A 16,305-nucleotide genomic window follows, 5' to 3' on the forward strand; every position below is an offset into this window, starting at 1 on the left:
CCGCCAGCGAATCAACGTGCTGTTCGCGATGCTCCGCGACGGCACCTTCTACGAACCCCGAACCCCACGCCTCGCTTGACGAAAGACATAGAGGCCCCCCCCGCTCGAGCGAAGCCGAGAGTGGGGGAGGAGCTACCAGGGCTTTTCGGCAACGCGGCGAGGTGCGGTGCCAGGCCGCGCGACCCGGACGGGCATAGTGAAAGGACCCCTTAAAGCCAATGCCGTGACTCTGTTGGTGATCTTCAGCGGGTGCTGACAGCTGTTCCGGTCGGTGCTTCAGTGGAGGCAGCGGGGCGGTGCCGAGGTCGGGGCGGGCCTGATGTCGTTGCAGCCAGGGGACTACCAGCGGATTCCGGCGCGGACGGTGCGCACAGCGTGGGCGGCGTGCCCGAAGGGAACCCCCGCGATGCTGGTGCGGGATCGCCTCGATGTGCTGTTCGAGGACGAGGAGTTCGCGGATCTCTATCCCGCTGATGGGCGGCCGGGGTTCTCGCCGGGGCAGCTCGCGCTGGTGTCGGTGCTCCAGTTCGCCGAGGACCTGTCGGACCGGGCGGCTGCTCAGGCGGTGCGCACTCGGATCGACTGGAAGTACGCCCTGGGGCTGGAGTTGGAGGACACCGGGTTCGACTACTCACTGCTGAGCGATTTCCGCGCTCGCCTGGTGCAAGGCGACGCGGCGGACCGGTTGTTGCGTGTGATGCTCACGCGGCTGACCGAGGCGGGATTGCTGAAGGCCGGCGGGCGCCAGCGTACCGACGCGACGTATGTCCTGGCCGCGGTGCGACGGCTCAGCCGGTTAGAACTGGTCGGGGAGAGCCTGCGGGCCGCCCTTGAGGAACTGGCCGTGATCGCGCCGGATTGGCTGCAGCCGCTGATCGAACCTGAGTGGGACAAACGGTACGGGCGGAAGATCGAGATCAGGAAGGTGCCCGGTGGACCGGAGGCCGTGACCGCGCGGGCGGAGGTCTTCGGACGGGACGGGCAGAAGGTGCTGGCCGCTCTGTGGTCCCCCGGCGCACCGGGCCGGCTGCGGACCCTTCCCCAGGTGGAGGTTCTGCGACAGGTGTGGGTTCACCACTACTACTGGGACGAGGAAGGACAGCTCCGCTGGCGCGACGGGCACGCGCTGCCACCGGCGAGCCTGCGCTTCGATTCCCCCTACGACACCGACGCGCACTACTGCACCAAGAACGGCACCGAGTGGAGCGGCTACCGCGTGCACTACACCGAGACCTGCGAGGAACAGCGGCCCGAGATCGTGGTGCACGTGGCCACCACGATCGCCCCGGTCCAGGACGGCCAGCTCACCGAGCAGATCCACGACGAACTGGCCCAGGCCGCCCTGGTCCCGGCCGAGCACGTGGTCGATGCCGCCTACATCACCCCGGCCCGCGTCCAACGCGCCCAGCAGGTCCACGGGATCACGCTGCTCGGTCCGATCGTCGCCGACCACAGCCGCCAGGCCAAGAGCGGCGAGGGCTTCGGGAAGTCCGCCTTCACCATCGACTGGGACCTACAGCAGGCAACGTGCCCCCGCGGCAAGACCAGCTCCCAGCCGGGGACGCTCCGCATCCAGGACCACGAATACCTTCAGTTCCGCTTCGCCAAGGCCGACTGCCTGACCTGCCCGGACCGTCACCCGTGCACCGCCTCGGCCACCAGACCCCGCTCGATCGCCCTGCTTCCACAACCGTTGCACGAGATCCAGGTCCAAAACCGCCTTGACCAGCAGACCGAGCAATGGCAACGACGCTATGCCGTCCGCGCCGGCACCGAGGCGACGCTCTCCCAGACCGTCCGGAGCAACGGCCTACGGCGTACGCGCTATCGAGGGCTCGCCAAGACGCACGTCCAGCACGTACTCACCGCCATGGCCTGCAACCTCACCCGCACCGCCGACTGGATCGCCGAAACACCCCGAGGACGTACACGATCAAGCCGCTTCCACGCCCTCTGTACCGAAGCGGCCGGATGACTCCTGAAGATCACCAACAGAGTCACAGTATTGCCCCTAAAGCGGGTGTCGCAGGTTCGAATCCTGCCGTGGGCACCATGTGTGATGTCTCAGGACATCGGAAACCCTCGAACCTACGGGTTCGGGGGTTTCGTCGTGTTGGTGGGGCGCTGGGGCTGGTAGTCGCGGGTGGGGGCAATGGTCAGCTCGCGTAGGAGTTCTCCGGTGGCGGCGTTGACGATACGGACGTGGAGGTTGTCGACGAGCAGGATGACGCTGGTTCGGGCGTAGGTCCGTCCGACGCCTATGTGGTGGAGCCTGCCGCCCACGCGGAGGGTGACCAGGCCGGATTGGTCGATGCGGTCGTGGCGGACGCGGGTGTGGGTGTCGGCGTCGCGACTGTGCGCGGGGATGGCCTTGGGCCGGGTGGTGTAGATCGCTGCCGGGGTGGCGCGCTGGGGCAGCGATCGGTGGGGCCGCTGGTGGTTGTAGGCGTGGACGAACTGGTCGATCAAGGTCTGCAACTGGGGCAGGGTGGCGGGCTGGTCGGGCTGTGCGCGCAGCCAGTTCTTCATCGTCTGCTGGAAGCGTTCGACCTTGCCGCAGGTGGTGGGGTGGTTGGGGGCGGAGTTCTTCTGGGTGATGTGCAGCCGGCGCAGTTCGTGTTCCAGGGCGTTGCGGCCGCCGCGGCCGCCTGAGAGGCGGGTGGTGAAGACCATGCCGTTGTCGGTGAGGGTGGAGGCCGGGATGCCGTGCGTGGCGACGGCCTGGCGGAAGGTGTCCAGGACGATCGGGCCGGTCACCCGCTTCCAGCAGGTGATGTGCAGGGCGTAGCGGGAGCAGTCGTCCAGCCAGGTGAGGATCTCGATGTCGGTGCGGTCGGCGAGGCGGTAGTGGGTGAAGTCGGCCTGCCAGGTCTCGTTGGGCAGGGCGGCCTGGAAGCGGATGTAGGACGAGTGCGGTCGTTTGGCGGGCTCGGGGGTGACCAGCCCGTGCCGGGTCAGGTAGCGGCTGATGGTGGCCCGCGAGACGGTGCGCTGGTGATGGTGGGCCAGGTGCCAGGCGAGCGTGTCGGGTCCGGCGTCCAGGCCTTGTTCCGTCAACTCCTTGCGGAGCCGGACGATCACCTCGACGGTCTCCGCGTCGAGCGCGGTCGGTGAGGTCTTGGGCCGCCTGGAGCACGGCTCGAACGCCGCCTCGCCCTCGGCTCGGTAGCGGGCGAGCAGCTTGGAGACCCAGCCCTTGGAGACCCCGTAGGCGCGGGCGACCTCGGCCTGGGAGCGTCCCTCGACGACAACAGCAGTGATGATCAGTCTGGCCTTCGACACAGCCGCCAGACTCTTGAGCGTTTCCTATCTCTTGAGACACCCGTTTCCTATGTCCTGAGCGAGGACACTGCCGTGGGCACCAGCCAAAGGTCCCGGACCGATCATGGTCCGGGACCTTTGACATCCACTTTTGGCATAAGGCCCAGCAGTTGAAGCCGCGACGCCACGGGGCCGGGAGGCGACGCACACCTCTTGTCCCCATAATGGCTTGCCACAAGCGCACTTCCTCCACGCGCCGCGGCGTGATCCGGCGCCGCATGCGGCAGCGCCTGCTCGGCCCAGATGGTCTTTCCGATGGGCGACTGGCGGGTGCCCCACCCCTGACGTCGCCGCCGCGGGTGGCCGCGGCCATATGCAGGGAGGCGGCCACCAGCTCCGCACCGTGGCGCTCGCCCATCGCGTAGCCGAGCAGGCGGCGCGAGAACAGATCGATCACGGTGGCCAGGTACAGCTTGCCCTCGCTGGTGACGATCTCCGTCATCTCCCCGGCCCACACCTGGTCGGGAGCGGTGGCGCTGAAGTCGCGGCGCACGCAGGGCCAAGCACTCCAGACCGGCCCCGAAGGGCAGGACGTGGGATTGCGCCACGCGACCGTGCGTGTCCAAGCGAACCTGTCGAGCTTCATGGATTTTCGGCTCATGAGTGCGTGAAAGCGATGTGTGCTCGACAACGGCGGTTCCGTAGCCCACACTGTCGTTGTCCAAATGGACAACGCCGTTCAGATCCCAGGGAGACAGATGGTTGCGACAACGGTCGAGTCCCTCGAGACCGACAGCTACCCGAGCTCGGTACTTGGCAAGGCACGCCTCCTCCTGGAGGCGTTCACGGGCGGCAACGCCACCTTGGGCCTGAGCGAGCTGAGTCGTCGCTCGGGCGTGCCGAAGGCGAGTGCCCATCGCCTTGCGGTCGAGCTGGTTGAGCTCGGCCTCCTCGCCCGGACCCCAGCAGGCTACGAGCTGGGCTGGCGCATTTACGAGCTCGGACGGCTCGTTCCCGGCCCTGCCCGACTCCGATCAGTGGCCTACCCCGTGCTGATGGATCTGCACGCGGCGCTCCGTGGCGTCGTGCACCTGTCCGCGGCGCACGGCACCGACTGCGTCTACCTCGAGCGGTTTGCGGGCCGCGGTGACCTGACCCCGCTCCGCGCGGTCGGCGCCCGCGTGCCATGCCACCAGACCGTCTCCGGCCGGCTCCTCCTCGCGTACGGCGACCCGAATGACGTCGACTCGACCGATCCCGACGTGCTCGCTGCCTTCCGGGTCTCCGCGCCGGCCCAGCTGACCACCAAGCTGGAGTCGATCCGCAACCAACGCTTCGCTGACGAGCACGAGCAGTGCCTACCGGGGTTCAAATCCGTGGCTGTTCCTGTCAGGTACGGCGACCAGGTGATTGCGGCGATCTCCTCCACGGTGGTGGTCGACCGCAAGGACGACCAGCAGGTCGTACACGCGTTGTGGGGTGCGTCGAACGAGATCAGCAGGGCTCTGCAACGCAGCTCGGCTCGCCGCCCGCAGGCGCCGCTTCTGGCGGTGATCTCGTGACCGAGTTCAATCAGGCCGCGTTCGCCGCACTCCAGGACCGTGTCGAGAGGCTCGAAGCCGAGGCAGACATCCGGCGGGTGCAGGCGCGCTACATGTTCTTGTGCGACACGCCGATGCCCGAGTTCGGCGTGACCGACGATGCCGAGCGAATCGAGCTGATCCTCGATCTCTACACCGAGGACGCCGTCTGGGAAGGCGTGGGCGAGTACTACGACAACCAGTTCGGCAGGGCGGTCGGCAAGGCTGAGATCCGCGCACACTTCCAGCGGTTCTGGCCGGAGGTCCGGGAGCCGGGACTCGTCCTGAACGCGCACTACCTCACGTCGGAGCAGATCCATGTTCACCCCGACGGCCAGACCGCCGACGGGCAGTGGATCCACTTCCAGCCGTGGCTGTTCAGCGACGGGCGCGGCCTCGTTCGCGGGAGCCGGCTGAACAACCTGTTCCGGCGCGTCGACGGCACTTGGAAGGTCGCGCGGACTCGGACAGAGAACGTCTTCGTCGTTCCTCTTCCCGACAACTTCGCCAGCGACTACCCGAAGGCGTCAGTGCTCCTCCGCCCGTGACGTCACCTTCTGCAGCTCCGCCTCCACCCAGACCGCCGCGGCGAGCGCAGCGGTTTCGCCTCCGGCCCTACCGATGAGCTGCAGACCGAGCGGCATGCCCGCGGGATCGCGCAGCCCCGGTAGGGCCACAGCCGGCAGGCCCAGCGAATGCCAAGCACGGCTGAGAACCGGATCCCCGGTCGAACCGAGACCCAGGGGAGCAGCACCCGGAGCAGCCGGGCCGATGATCCCGTCACATGTCGCCAACAGCTCGGCCACACGGCGCCGGCCATGGGCGATCACCGACCGGGCGAGCGCGTAGTCCGCCTGGCTGGTCGTCGCGCCGGTGAGCAGGAGGTCCGCCAGCGGTGTGCTCAGCTGGTCGGCACGAGAAAGCTCGAACGCCCGCTCACGCGCTGCCTCGTACGCCATCACGACCCTGTGCGCCGCCGTCACCTCGGCGACGAGGCGCTCGAGCGGGAACTCCTCGACCGTGGCGCCCGCGGCGCGAAGGTGATTCGCCGAGACGGTCAGCACCGCCGCCATCTCATCGCTCACCACACCGAGTGGCGCTGCGGTCCACAGCAGCAACCGCGGGGCCGGCCTCGTGGCTGCCCCGACATCGGGCTCGCCGGCCAAGACCGACCAGGCGAGCGCGACGTCCGAGACGGTCGCCGCGTAAACGCCGTGGCTGTCGAGGCTCTCGCTCAGGCCGACGACACCGTCGGTCGGAAAACGGCCGTGCGTCATCACCAGGGAGGCGACGCCGCAGAAGGATGCTGGGCGGGTAACGGACCCAGCCGTCTGGGTACCGATCGCGAGCGGTACCTGGCCGGCCGCGACGGCGGCAGCCGATCCACTCGACGAGCCACCGGGAGTATGACCGGTGTCAGCTGGATTGCGCGTCGGCCCAGGTGAGAAGAAGGCGAACTCGGTCGTCACGGTCTTGCCCAGCGGCGTCGCGCCCGTGCCGCGCCACGCGTCGACGATCGCCGCGTTGACGGTGGGTGGCGCGACGTCAGCTCTGAGCGCCGAACCACAGCGCGTCGGGAAGCCTGCCAGGTCGATGATGTCCTTGACTCCTAGCGGCACTCCCGCCAAAGGGCCGGAACCGACGGCTTCGGCGGTCTCGTCGAGCGCGACCCAGGCCTTCACGAGATCTTCCGTCTCGGCGATCCGTGCCCGCGACTGCGCGAGAACCTCGTTCGGCGTGGTGCGTCCCTCGGCCAGGTCGGCCACCACGGCGCGCAGCGACCACGGCTGCCACAGTGTCAGGCCCACTCGACGTCAGCCACCCAGTAATCCATCCCACTGTCGGACTGGGCGTGCCGCCATTGCGACGTGCGGCGCAACGTCGGCTCGACCTTCGCGGTGACGGCATCCGCGGCATCGGGCCCATCGTCGGACACAGCCCAGTGCACCCAGTTCAGCTCGCGTCCCGCGGCATCGTGCACGAAGAGATCGACGTGCTTCCACCCCCACCCATGGGTGTCGTTGTAGCAGGTGAGCCTCATGCGGTGGCCGGTCTCCGATGTGGTCATGACTCCTCGCTCGTGCTTCGGGCCGCCCCGATCATGGTGCTCTGGACGCGGTACCACCGACCGTACGTCGAACCGAGTCGCAGTGTGGACGTCGGGGTTCGCTGACCGGACCGAGCGATGGAGGACTCGCCAGGGGCGCCGCAGCATGACTGCCATGACCACCACGCCCACCGGATTCAGTCCCGACACGATCTACGAGCTTGCCGCTTCGGACCTGGTCCAGGCCGACCGGGTCGCGGGCCGGATGTACACGGACACCGCCATCTTCGACGAAGAGATGACGAAGATCTTCGAGCGGACGTGGATCTGGGTCGCGCACGAGTCCGAGCTGCCCAAGGCCGGTAGCTTCAAGTCGACGCACGTCGGCCGCCAGCCGGTCATCGTCGTGAAGGACCGCAAGGGGAATGTCAACACCCTCCTCAACCGGTGCCGCCATCGCGGCGCGAGCGTGTGCGAGCAGAGGAAGGGCACCACCAACGGCTTCACCTGTCCCTACCACGCGTGGTCCTACGGCCTGGACGGTGCCTTGCGAGGCATCCCCTACCCCGACGGCTACGAAGGCGTCATGGAGAAGGAGGGCATGGGCCTACGGCACCTCCGCACCGAGTCCTACGGCGGAATGATCTTCGCGACGCTCAATCCGGACGTCGAGCCACTCGACGACTTCCTCGGTGACGCACGGCTGTGGATCGACCGATTCATGAAGCAAGGCGGCGGATTCCCGATCAAGGTGCTCGGCACGCACACGTTCAAGTTCAAGGGCAACTGGAAGATCCAGCTCGAGAACACGACCGACGGCTACCACTTCCCCATCGTCCACCGCTCATGGATGGCATCGGTCGATGCCGAGACCGCGGACATGATGAGCTTCATGACCGACCCCGACTGTGTCACCCACGACCTCGGCAACGGCCACTCGGTGATGCAGATGGTGCCGGAGCACTCGGACCTCGACATCGACGACGGCTCGGAGAAGCTGCAGGGCCGCTTCGACACCCTCGTCGCAGAGCTCAAGGCTGCCGGCGCTGACGACGCACAGGTCCGCAAGCTGGTCCGGGCCATGCACGGCACCGGATTCAACCTGAACCTCTTCCCGAACGTGTCCCTCTCGATCTCGTTCTTCCGCGTGCTCCGGCCGATCAGCGTCGACGAGACAGTCATCGAGCACATCGCACTCGGCGCCGACGGCCCTGAGGAGATGGTGGGCCCGGTCAACCGCGACCGATTGCGGGTGCACGAGCACTTCCAGGGACCGTTCGGCTTCGGGACACCCGACGACGCAGAGGGCTGGGACCGGGTCCAGCGCGGAGCGCAGGCAGGCCCCGACATGCCGATCATGGTCAATCGAGGTCTCGGCCGCGAGGCGAGGAGCCCAGAGGGCTGGCCCACCTCCCACGTCACCGACGAGACCGGCATGCGCACGGCCTACGCCAAGTGGAAGCAGATGATGAGCGATGACTGAGGCGCCCCACACCCTGAGCGACCCGCGCATCGTGCGCGCGATCGAGCTGATCTGGCACGAGGCGGATCTGCTCGACCGCAAGGAGTACCACGCCTGGAAACAGCTCTACGCGCCCGATGCCCACTACGTCGTCCCGGTCGACCGCGAGACGGAAGACTTCGCGAACACCCTCAACATGGTGTACGACGACGCGCACATGCGTGACCTGCGGGTGCAACGCCTGACCGAGGGACACGCGATCGCCGCCGTCGACGCGGCCCGCACAATCCGCACGGTCTCGCGGTTCGTGCCGATCGAGGTGACGGACACCGAGGTGTCGCTCCGATCGGCGCAGGTGCTCGTCGCGTTCAAGCGCGGTCGGCACGACGTGTGGGCCGGGGAGGTCACGCACACGATCCGCCTGGCCGACTCCGGAGACCTCGTCGGCCGGAAGGTGGTCCGGCTGATCGACAGCGACGACGCCGTCCCCGCTGCGGGGTTCCTGTTGTGAGCGACACCGGTGTCGTCGTCCGAGTCGCCGAGATCGTCTCCGAGACGCCGAGCATCCGAGCCCTGCGACTCGTGCACGAGGACGGGCGCCCCTTCGGACCGTTCGCAGCAGGCGCGCACATCGACGTGACCGGACCGACCGGCGTCCTTCGGCAGTACTCCCTCGCGAGCGACCCCAACGATCCGTCCTCGATCGTCATCGCCGTCAAGCGCGAGTCGCCATCACGGGGAGGCTCTTCGGCGTTGCACGAGGTTCAGGTCGGTGACCGTCTCAAGATCGGGAAACCGCGCAACCTGTTGGCGATCGCCGACGATGCCGACCGGCACCTGCTCGTGGCCGGAGGCATCGGGATCACGCCGCTCCTCGCGATGGCGTACGACCTCTACCAGCGTGGCGCCGAGTTCGACCTCCTGTACGTCGTGCGCTCCCGCGAAGAGGCTGCCTTCCTCGACCTCCTGGAGAACCGGGTCGAGTTCGCCGACAGGGTCCACCTCGTGGTCGGCGTACCCCGTCAAGCACAGCTCGATGTGTTCGCTGAGCACGCCGGCCACCTCACGCCTGACAGTCACGTGTACACGTGCGGACCGGACGGCTTCATGGCCCAGGTCACTTCTGTCGTATCGGCGGTCCTGGGCGATGACCAGATCCACGTCGAGTACTTCGTCGCCGACAACGTCGACAGCGCCGACGACACGCCGTTCACCGTGGAGCTCGACACCGGTGAAACCTTCGAGATCCCTGTGGGCACGTCGATCCTCACTGTGCTCGAGGAGAACGGCATCGAGGTGTTCAAGTCCTGCCAGGAGGGGATCTGCGGCTCTTGCGTCTCGGGTGTCCTGGACGGCATCCCCGACCACCGCGATCACTGCCTCTCCGCGGCGGCGAAGGCGTCGAACAAGGAGATCGCGCTCTGCGTCTCGCGCGCCCGCACCGACAGGCTCGTCATCGAGCTGTACTGACACACCGCCGAGAATCGAACCTGCACGGCCCAGGGAAGTCCCCGGGCCGTGCAGGCACCACGAAGATCCAGATCGCTGAGCGCCGCGACGGGCGTGATGTGGTCATCGAGCATGTAGGCACAGCGCGCACCGACGCGGAGTTGGCGGTGCTGGTGGCACAGGCTCGTCGGCGCCTTCACGAGGGCCAAGAAGTGCTCGACCTCGACGTGGGTGGAGTCGATCGCTACGCACGATGTTCAGGTCCCTAGTACTGCAACGGTGCTTGTTCTGATTGCTGGGCAGTTTTCAGGGGCTGTGTCCGCGTCGTTTGTAGTGGCTGATGCGGGCTTGGTGCTGGCGTCGTCGTCGCCAGTGTGACCAGTGCAGAATGTCGTCGACCGGGGTGGGGCGACGGTCGGTGAGGCGGGTGATCAGGCGTCTGATCTCGGCGAGACTGAGGTGGATGAGCTGGGAGGATCCGTTTCTGCTTTTTCCGTGTCCAGCTCTCGGGCCCGCAGTACGGTCAGGCAGGCGTGGGCGGCCATGGCCAACGTCATGTGGCGGTGCCAGCCCGGGTAGCGGCGGACCTGGTAGTCGTCCAGGCCGCATTCCTGCTTCGCGGTCTGGAAGCATTCCTCCACGGCCCACCGGCTGCCCGCGACGCGAATCAGCTCGTCCAGCGTGGTGTCGGCCGGACAGTAGGCGATGTAGGAGGAGATCTCCTCGGGCCTGCTCACGCTGCGGCGGGCGAGGACCCAGTGACGACGGTCCTCGCGGTGCCAGGGCCGGACCTCGACGCGGGCCCAGTCGAAGATCCGCCGGCCGTGGGCCCCCTGTCCGCACGATCGGCGTTTCCACTTCTGCCGTGGCAGGCCGGGAAACAGTTCGTGCACGGGGTGGTCGATGGACCAGCGGGTGACGACGGTGTCGTGCCGGGTGGTGGCCATGACGTGGAAGACATCTGCTTGCTCCAGCTCGAACCGCCAGCCTTTGCTGTAGCCGTAGGCGGCGTCCGCCGTCACCCAGCCGAACGGGATCTTCTCGGTGATGGCACGGCGGACCATCGCCTTGGCCATGGCCACCTTCGTCTCGAACCCGACCGTGTCGTCGATGCCCGCCCTGCGGCAGCGATCCCGGTCGTCCGTCCAGGAGGTGGGCAGATACAGCCGCCGGTCGACCAGGGTGCGTCCGCGGCCGGTGGCGTAGGCGAGGAACACACCGATCTGGCAGTTCTCCGTGCGCCCGGCGGTGCCGGAGTACTGCCTTTGCACCCCGGCCGAGCGGATGCCCTTCTTCAGGAAGCCGGTGTCATCGACGATCAGGACGGCTTCGCTGTCGCCGAGGTGTTCCACGACGTAGTCACGTACGTCATCCAGGACCTCCTCGGCATCCCACTCGATCCGGTTCAGCAACCGGTGGATACGGTCGGGGCCGGCATGACCGGCCTGTTCCGCCAGTGTCCAGCCGTTCTTGCGTTCCAGCGGTGCCACCAGTCCTCGCATGTAGGCCAGCGCCGACTGACGCGGCTCTTCCCGGTTGAACCGGTGCACGAACCGCCCGTGTACCGCGGCCAGTTCACCGGCCCACAGCCGGACATCAGCAAGGTCCCCACCCATAACCACACCAACGACAGAACTGGCCAGCAGTCACCGCAAGCACCGTTGCAGTACTAGGGCGCGCTCAGGAACGCGACTACCGCGGCCAGATCGCTGCCGCCTGCTTCAACCACGCCGCCACCAACTGCGACGTGATCCTGGTCCTCTACGACGTCACCACGCTCTACTTCGAAGCAGAGACGGAGGACGAGCTCCGCAAGGTCGGCTACTCCCAAAGAACGTCGTGTCGACCCCCAGATCGTGGTCGGACTGTTGGTCGACCGACACGGCTTCCCGCTCGAGATCGGCTGCATCGAGGGCAACAAGGCCGAGACACTCACGATCGTCCCGATCGTGAAGGCCTTCCAAGAGCGCCATCGCATCGTCGACATGGTCGTCGTCGCCGATGCCGGGATGCTCTCGTCTTCGAACCTGCGCGACCTGGACGAGGCCGGCCTTCGGTTCATCGTCGGCTCACGGGTGACGAAGGCGCCAAAGGATCTGGAGTCCCACTTCCGCTGGCGCGGCACCGCGTTCACCGACGGGCAAATCATCGACACCATCACCCCGCGCGACCAACGCGGACCCGCCGCGAAGACGAGTGACCGATGAAGCGTGCCGAGCCGGTCTGAGACCCGACCCTGCATGCGAAGTCGTGGCGGGCGGTGTGGGCCTACTCCACCAAGCGGGCGGTGCGGGACAACAAGACGCTGACCCTGCAGGAGAACGAAGCCCGCACTGTCGTGGCCGAGAGAAGACCGCCCGGACCCCACGGTTCGTCAAGACCCGCAACGGCCCGACCGTCTTGGACGAAGCCTCGCTCGCCAGAGCACGGGGGCTGGTCGGGTTGAAGGGCTACGTCACCAACATCCCCGCCGACATCATGGGCGCCGGCGAGGTGATCGGTGGCTACCACAACCTGTGGCATGTCGAGCAGTCCTTCCGGATGTCCAAGACCGACCTCGCGGCCCGGCCGATGTTCCACCACGAACGCGAGGCGATCGAGGCTTCAACGTCGCTCGCCAACGCGCTGCCCGAACCAAGCGAGTATCTGCGGCTGGGCTGGCGCGCGGAGCGGCTCAGGCATCGGCCTCGTTCCGGCTCACGTGCATGGCGATGGCGCGGAGGAACTCGAGGTTCTCCATATCGCGATTGGTGGCTTCGTCGTGGGACGTACCGAAGTTGCGATTCGCCGAGAGCTTCACGATCGTCGTGCTGGTGCCGGGATCGACGTAGACGAGCTGGTTGAGGACGCCCATTGCGCAGAAGTCGCCGCGCGTCCCGGCCGGGAGCCACCACTGGTAGCCGTAGCCGAGGTCGACGGGCTGGTCCCCGACGATCGGACGGCCCGGTTCCCGGGTCGGCGAGTTCACGCTCGTGGACCTCCGCACCCACTCCTCGGAGACGATCCGCCGGCCCTCCCAGATGCCGCCGTTGCGGTAGAGCTCGCCGAGCTTCGCGAAGTCGCGGGCGGTGAGGTTCAGACCGGCATAGGACATCTCGGTTCCGCGCAGGTCCGTGATCCAGAAGCCAGGCGACTCGAATCCGAGCGGTTCCACCAGCTTCTCGCGCATGTAGTCCGCGACGGTGCGTCCGGTCGCCCGCGCCAGGAGCGCCCCGAGGACCTGGGTCTCCCCGGAGTTGTACCGGCACACGGTGTCGGGCGCCGTCTCCCTGACCATGCGGGCGACGTAGCCGTCGAGGCCGCCCCCCAGGCCGAGCATCGCACGGGAGATCTGGTGGACGTCGGACCCCGGATCGTTGTAGTCCTCGTTCCAGCGGGCTCCAGAGGACATGGTGAGCACCTTCTCGATCGACACGCCGTCGTACGCCGAGCCGGGCCGGACCGGAACGTAGTCGCTGATCGGCTGGTCGACGCTGCCGATCAATCCCTCCTCGAGAGCGATGCCGACCAGGCAGGACACGAAGCTCTTGGCGACCGACATCGACAGCCAGGTGACTTTCGGCCCGCCCGTCAACCAGTAGCCCTCGTAGCGGATCGCCCCGTCGACCAGGACCAGCAGCGCTGCGGTGTCGGTCTCGACCAGGAACTCCGCGGTGGACCGCGTTCGGCCATCGAACCGATAGCTCGTCGGCAGCTGCACACTGGGGCCTGTCGGCCAGGCGAACGGTCTCGACGCGGCCGGCATGCTCCTCGTCGGAGCGAGGTCGCGGATGCGCGGGAAGGTGTCGTGCTGCGGCGCACCGGTGAATAGCCCGACGTCGGCGAGCGAGGCCGGCGTCGACGACCTGATCGCCTTGCGACCGAGGTAGCGCAGCAGGAATGGAACGGTGTTGGCGCGCGTGTGAGCTGACATCGTGGTCCTTCGGGAGGGAGTTGGATAGGTGACGCGGCCCTCGAGATCGAGGGCGTAGATCATGTCGGCGGCCCGCTCGACCAGGTCGCGATAGTCCGGCTCGGGCGCCTCGCGCATGGCCATACGCTACTGTCCCCCGTTCGCGTCAGCTCGGCCCGAGCTTGGGAGCCACGTGGTTCGGGCGTTCCCTGCGATCGAGTCGTGCTACATGGTTGCGCGCGTTCTGGCGATCGTTGAGACGGCGGTGGGATAGCGAAGGCAAAGTCCTGGGCACCCCACCGCCGTGAGTGGGGCCGGGATCAGCGCCTGTCAGGCTGAGCAATACAGCCCCGGCGAGCGATCGCGGTCTTTGGGCAGGCGTCGGCAAAGTGACGTGGGCGCGTCACGCCGTATCAGGCTCGGGCGTCCTCAAGCGGTCCATCTCGGCCCGAACCAGAAGTTCGTGCTTCAGCTCGTCCTCGCGGGCCTTCCTGGGGTTCCACCGGCCGGTCAGGACCAGCACGCAGGGCAGGAACAGAACCTGACCAAGAAGACAGATCCACCACCATCGCTGCCACTGCCGCGGGTTGTCCTTCGCGGCCTCTTGTACGTCGACGGCGTGGGCCGAAAGGAAGGCCAGATCGGCAGGGGGGATCTGCGAGACTGACTGAAGTCGTGCTCCTGCGTTCTGGACCGCGGCGCCCTTGGTCTGCAGGAAGCCGAAGTCTGCGGCCGGAACGGCACCCAGCGCCTGAAGGCGGGCGGCTGCCTCACGTGCCCCGACGCCCAGCCTATCGACGATCTGTCCGACCGCTTTCGCAGTGGCCGCCGCATTGGTTGGCTCGGTGGCCAGTACGCCGAGAACGGCCGGGTCGACTGCCGCCGCGGTCTTGAGCTCGGCGCTGTACTTCGCACTCAGCGTGAGGATCTTCGTCACATCTTCGGCCGACATGCCGGACAGCTGCGAGAGAGCCGCGACCTGGGCCGCCTGGTCCTGTGGGTTCGCCTTGAGTGCTGCGAGCGTGGCACCGTCGACCGTCTGCAGCACCTTCACCTGGGCTGGGTAGGCCGCGACGATCTGCTGGACCCGCGGTCCGTCGTTCATCAGCGTGGAGACCGCCGGCATAGCGAACGGGAATACGGCGAAGGCGGCTGTCACCACGAGTCGGATCGTGTAGCCCCAGACCGCCAGCCCCGTAGCTGTGGCCGCTGGGTTGTGCTTTTCGACGGTCTCGGTGAACGCCGCCATCCAGGCGACGTAGGCGATCCCCTGGCCGACCGCCGCGAGCACGAGGGAGAACTTCAGGTCGGAGGTCGACGTGGACGGGTGCGTCGCCGCGGCAGCGAAAAGTCCCAGACCCACCATGCTGACCGCGGCTCCGACCAGCATGAATGGCTTGCGCACCCGCAGCCGGTCCGACAACAACCCGGCCGCGACCAGGGCAATGGCGTTCGGCGCCCAGAACCAGTTGGCCAATGAGTTCGACTCAGCCTCGCTGTAGCCGTAGACCGTGGTGAAGTAGACGACGATGAAACTGACGAGCACGAAGTAGAACATCAGGTAGAAACTCACGGCGAGCGATGATCCGATGATGTCCAGTCGCAGCATCTGCCGCCAACTTCCTGCGAGCGTCGCCTTCGGATCGATTCCCGCAGCGCGTGCTTCGATCAGTGCTCGGTCGCGCATGCTGACCATGAGCTGATCGCGCAAGGCGGGCGAGAGTTCCCGCAACCACAGCAGGGCGAGCACCCAGACGGCCAGCCCGAAGTAGCCGGCTACGTGGAACTGCCATTCCCAGTGGGGGTGACTGTCGAGTGTGCGGCTCGACACCTGCGTGAGCAGGAGGCTGCCGAGGACAGGACCCAATGCCCAGAAGCCCATTGCGGCGCCGCGGCCGATCTGGGGAGAGAAATCTCGGATCAGGGCAGGGGTGGCGACGAGCGCCATGCCCTCGACGATGCTGACCAGCGCGTAAATCACGGCGTACTCCGTCTTGGAGCCGGCCGCAGGCATGGCGAAACCGACCAGGAGCGCGGTGATGAGGAGCCCGCCGACGACCAGGTTCGCCCGTCCGAACCTGTCCGCAAGGCCAGCACCCAGAGAGGCGAACGCACCGACCAACCCGCCGACCACCCCAACGTAGACGAATTCGGCGAAGGTGAAACCAAAGTCCTGAACAATCTTGGGAGCGACCGCGCCCTGCACATAGAGCTCGTAGTAGAGCGTGATCGTTGCCAGCACCGTGATCCCCAGGTACACAGACCTCGGACCATTGCTCGGATAATGGACCAACCGTCGGTCCCAGACGCGAGAGAGCCGCTGCGGGGCCGCAGATGCGATGGCCATGTAATCTCCTCTTTGCGGTAGCGGGCGGGCCCACTGTGGATAGATCGTCCGAGCGAAAGACGCATTCACCGGACGGTTGCTGACCGCGTTGACGACTCATTCGCGGGTCTGGGTCGCGAGATCGGGGGGAAGATGACCGACCATGTCGCACGGCAGGTCGAGGCCACGTCCCACGCCGCAGCACAGGCGCTGTGAGCAGTGTCCTGGCCAGAACTCCTGAGTGTCCCGGCCAGAGAGTCGCACGTGCCACAGGCGAACGTCCGGGTG

13 protein-coding genes and 2 pseudogenes are annotated in these 16,305 nt (G+C 67.1%); 8 read left to right on the forward strand and 7 right to left on the reverse strand.

Going from position 1 to position 16,305, the window contains the following annotated elements:
• Window positions 1-319 precede the first annotated feature (319 nt).
• A complete protein-coding gene (locus ACZ49J_RS41500) occupies window positions 320-1,975 on the forward strand; it encodes an IS1182 family transposase (protein WP_467456272.1) in 1,656 nt (551 codons plus the stop codon).
• A 113-nt stretch (window positions 1,976-2,088) separates the two neighbouring features.
• Here ACZ49J_RS41500 and ACZ49J_RS41505 read toward each other — a convergent pair whose 3' ends face one another.
• Together ACZ49J_RS41505 and ACZ49J_RS41510 are read right to left on the reverse strand one after the other, a co-directional pair.
• Entirely contained in the window at window positions 2,089-3,282 is a 1,194-nt protein-coding gene (locus tag ACZ49J_RS41505; RefSeq protein ID WP_467456274.1) for an IS481 family transposase, read from the reverse strand.
• A 388-nt stretch (window positions 3,283-3,670) separates the two neighbouring features.
• Window positions 3,671-3,763: pseudogene (locus tag ACZ49J_RS41510) on the reverse strand (hypothetical protein); the annotation flags it as partial.
• Here ACZ49J_RS41510 and ACZ49J_RS41515 point away from each other — a divergent pair.
• The 3 genes from ACZ49J_RS41515 to ACZ49J_RS41525 all read left to right on the forward strand — a co-directional run bounded on the left by ACZ49J_RS41515 (window position 3,747) and on the right by ACZ49J_RS41525 (window position 5,389).
• The gene (locus ACZ49J_RS41515; protein ID WP_467456275.1) at window positions 3,747-3,932 is read left to right on the forward strand and encodes a hypothetical protein; all 186 of its coding nucleotides are present in this window, start codon (window positions 3,747-3,749) and stop codon (window positions 3,930-3,932) included. The pseudogene ACZ49J_RS41510 and the gene ACZ49J_RS41515 overlap by 17 nt on opposite strands.
• A gap of 87 nt (window positions 3,933-4,019) precedes the next feature.
• On the forward strand, window positions 4,020-4,823 hold the full coding sequence (locus ACZ49J_RS41520) for an IclR family transcriptional regulator (protein WP_467456276.1): 804 nt from the start codon (window positions 4,020-4,022) through the stop codon (window positions 4,821-4,823).
• Window positions 4,820-5,389 carry a nuclear transport factor 2 family protein gene (locus ACZ49J_RS41525; protein ID WP_467456278.1) on the forward strand — a complete coding sequence of 190 codons (570 nt, stop codon included), beginning with the start codon at window positions 4,820-4,822 and terminating at the stop codon, window positions 5,387-5,389. The genes ACZ49J_RS41520 and ACZ49J_RS41525 overlap by 4 nt, the downstream gene beginning before the upstream one ends.
• On the opposite strand, the gene ACZ49J_RS41530 is transcribed toward ACZ49J_RS41525, so the two are convergent.
• Window positions 5,369-6,649 (reverse strand): amidase, encoded by a 1,281-nt coding sequence (locus ACZ49J_RS41530; RefSeq protein ID WP_467456279.1) that lies wholly within the window; start codon window positions 6,647-6,649, stop codon window positions 5,369-5,371. The genes ACZ49J_RS41525 and ACZ49J_RS41530 overlap by 21 nt on opposite strands.
• Window positions 6,640-6,909: a hypothetical protein gene (locus ACZ49J_RS41535; protein WP_467456280.1), complete on the reverse strand. Its 270-nt coding sequence runs from the start codon at window positions 6,907-6,909 to the stop codon at window positions 6,640-6,642. The genes ACZ49J_RS41530 and ACZ49J_RS41535 overlap by 10 nt, the downstream gene beginning before the upstream one ends.
• A gap of 154 nt (window positions 6,910-7,063) precedes the next feature.
• Here ACZ49J_RS41535 and ACZ49J_RS41540 point away from each other — a divergent pair, with 154 nt between their 5' ends.
• From ACZ49J_RS41540 to ACZ49J_RS41550, 3 genes are read left to right on the forward strand one after another with little or no spacing between them, the layout of a single operon-like run.
• Window positions 7,064-8,371, forward strand: a complete 1,308-nt coding sequence (locus ACZ49J_RS41540; protein ID WP_467456282.1) for an aromatic ring-hydroxylating oxygenase subunit alpha — start codon at window positions 7,064-7,066, stop codon at window positions 8,369-8,371.
• Window positions 8,364-8,861 (forward strand): aromatic-ring-hydroxylating dioxygenase subunit beta, encoded by a 498-nt coding sequence (locus ACZ49J_RS41545; protein WP_467456284.1) that lies wholly within the window; start codon window positions 8,364-8,366, stop codon window positions 8,859-8,861. The genes ACZ49J_RS41540 and ACZ49J_RS41545 overlap by 8 nt, the downstream gene beginning before the upstream one ends.
• On the forward strand, window positions 8,858-9,820 hold the full coding sequence (locus tag ACZ49J_RS41550) for a PDR/VanB family oxidoreductase (protein WP_467456285.1): 963 nt from the start codon (window positions 8,858-8,860) through the stop codon (window positions 9,818-9,820). The genes ACZ49J_RS41545 and ACZ49J_RS41550 overlap by 4 nt, the downstream gene beginning before the upstream one ends.
• Before the next feature lie 410 nt (window positions 9,821-10,230).
• Here the strand turns inward: ACZ49J_RS41550 and ACZ49J_RS41555 are convergent, their stop codons facing one another.
• Complete coding sequence (locus ACZ49J_RS41555; RefSeq protein ID WP_467456286.1) at window positions 10,231-11,415, reverse strand: IS701 family transposase; 1,185 nt, start codon at window positions 11,413-11,415, stop codon at window positions 10,231-10,233.
• A 71-nt stretch (window positions 11,416-11,486) separates the two neighbouring features.
• Between ACZ49J_RS41555 and ACZ49J_RS41560 the strand changes: the two are divergent.
• A pseudogene (locus ACZ49J_RS41560) lies at window positions 11,487-12,424 on the forward strand (IS1634 family transposase); the annotation flags it as partial.
• Between the two features lie 49 nt (window positions 12,425-12,473).
• On the opposite strand, the gene ACZ49J_RS41565 reads toward ACZ49J_RS41560, so the two are convergent.
• Window positions 12,474-13,829: a serine hydrolase domain-containing protein gene (locus ACZ49J_RS41565; RefSeq protein WP_467456287.1), complete on the reverse strand. Its 1,356-nt coding sequence runs from the start codon at window positions 13,827-13,829 to the stop codon at window positions 12,474-12,476.
• A 265-nt stretch (window positions 13,830-14,094) separates the two neighbouring features.
• The gene (locus ACZ49J_RS41570; protein ID WP_467456288.1) at window positions 14,095-16,038 is read right to left on the reverse strand and encodes an MFS transporter; all 1,944 of its coding nucleotides are present in this window, start codon (window positions 16,036-16,038) and stop codon (window positions 14,095-14,097) included.
• Window positions 16,039-16,305 lie beyond the last annotated feature (267 nt).

The sequence above is a fragment of the Streptomyces sp. NPDC030840 genome (genome assembly GCF_055572015.1).

Coding starts and splice junctions, on each gene's coding strand:
- ACZ49J_RS41555 (WP_467456286.1), bottom strand. CDS start 11,415: ATGGGTGGGGACCTTGCTGATGTCCGGCTGTGGGCCGGTGAACTGGCC.
- ACZ49J_RS41565 (WP_467456287.1), bottom strand. CDS start 13,829: ATGCGCGAGGCGCCCGAGCCGGACTATCGCGACCTGGTCGAGCGGGCC.
- ACZ49J_RS41540 (WP_467456282.1), top strand. CDS start 7,064: ATGACCACCACGCCCACCGGATTCAGTCCCGACACGATCTACGAGCTT.
- ACZ49J_RS41545 (WP_467456284.1), top strand. CDS start 8,364: ATGACTGAGGCGCCCCACACCCTGAGCGACCCGCGCATCGTGCGCGCG.
- ACZ49J_RS41570 (WP_467456288.1), bottom strand. CDS start 16,038: ATGGCCATCGCATCTGCGGCCCCGCAGCGGCTCTCTCGCGTCTGGGAC.
- ACZ49J_RS41535 (WP_467456280.1), bottom strand. CDS start 6,909: ATGACCACATCGGAGACCGGCCACCGCATGAGGCTCACCTGCTACAAC.
- ACZ49J_RS41500 (WP_467456272.1), top strand. CDS start 320: ATGTCGTTGCAGCCAGGGGACTACCAGCGGATTCCGGCGCGGACGGTG.
- ACZ49J_RS41520 (WP_467456276.1), top strand. CDS start 4,020: ATGGTTGCGACAACGGTCGAGTCCCTCGAGACCGACAGCTACCCGAGC.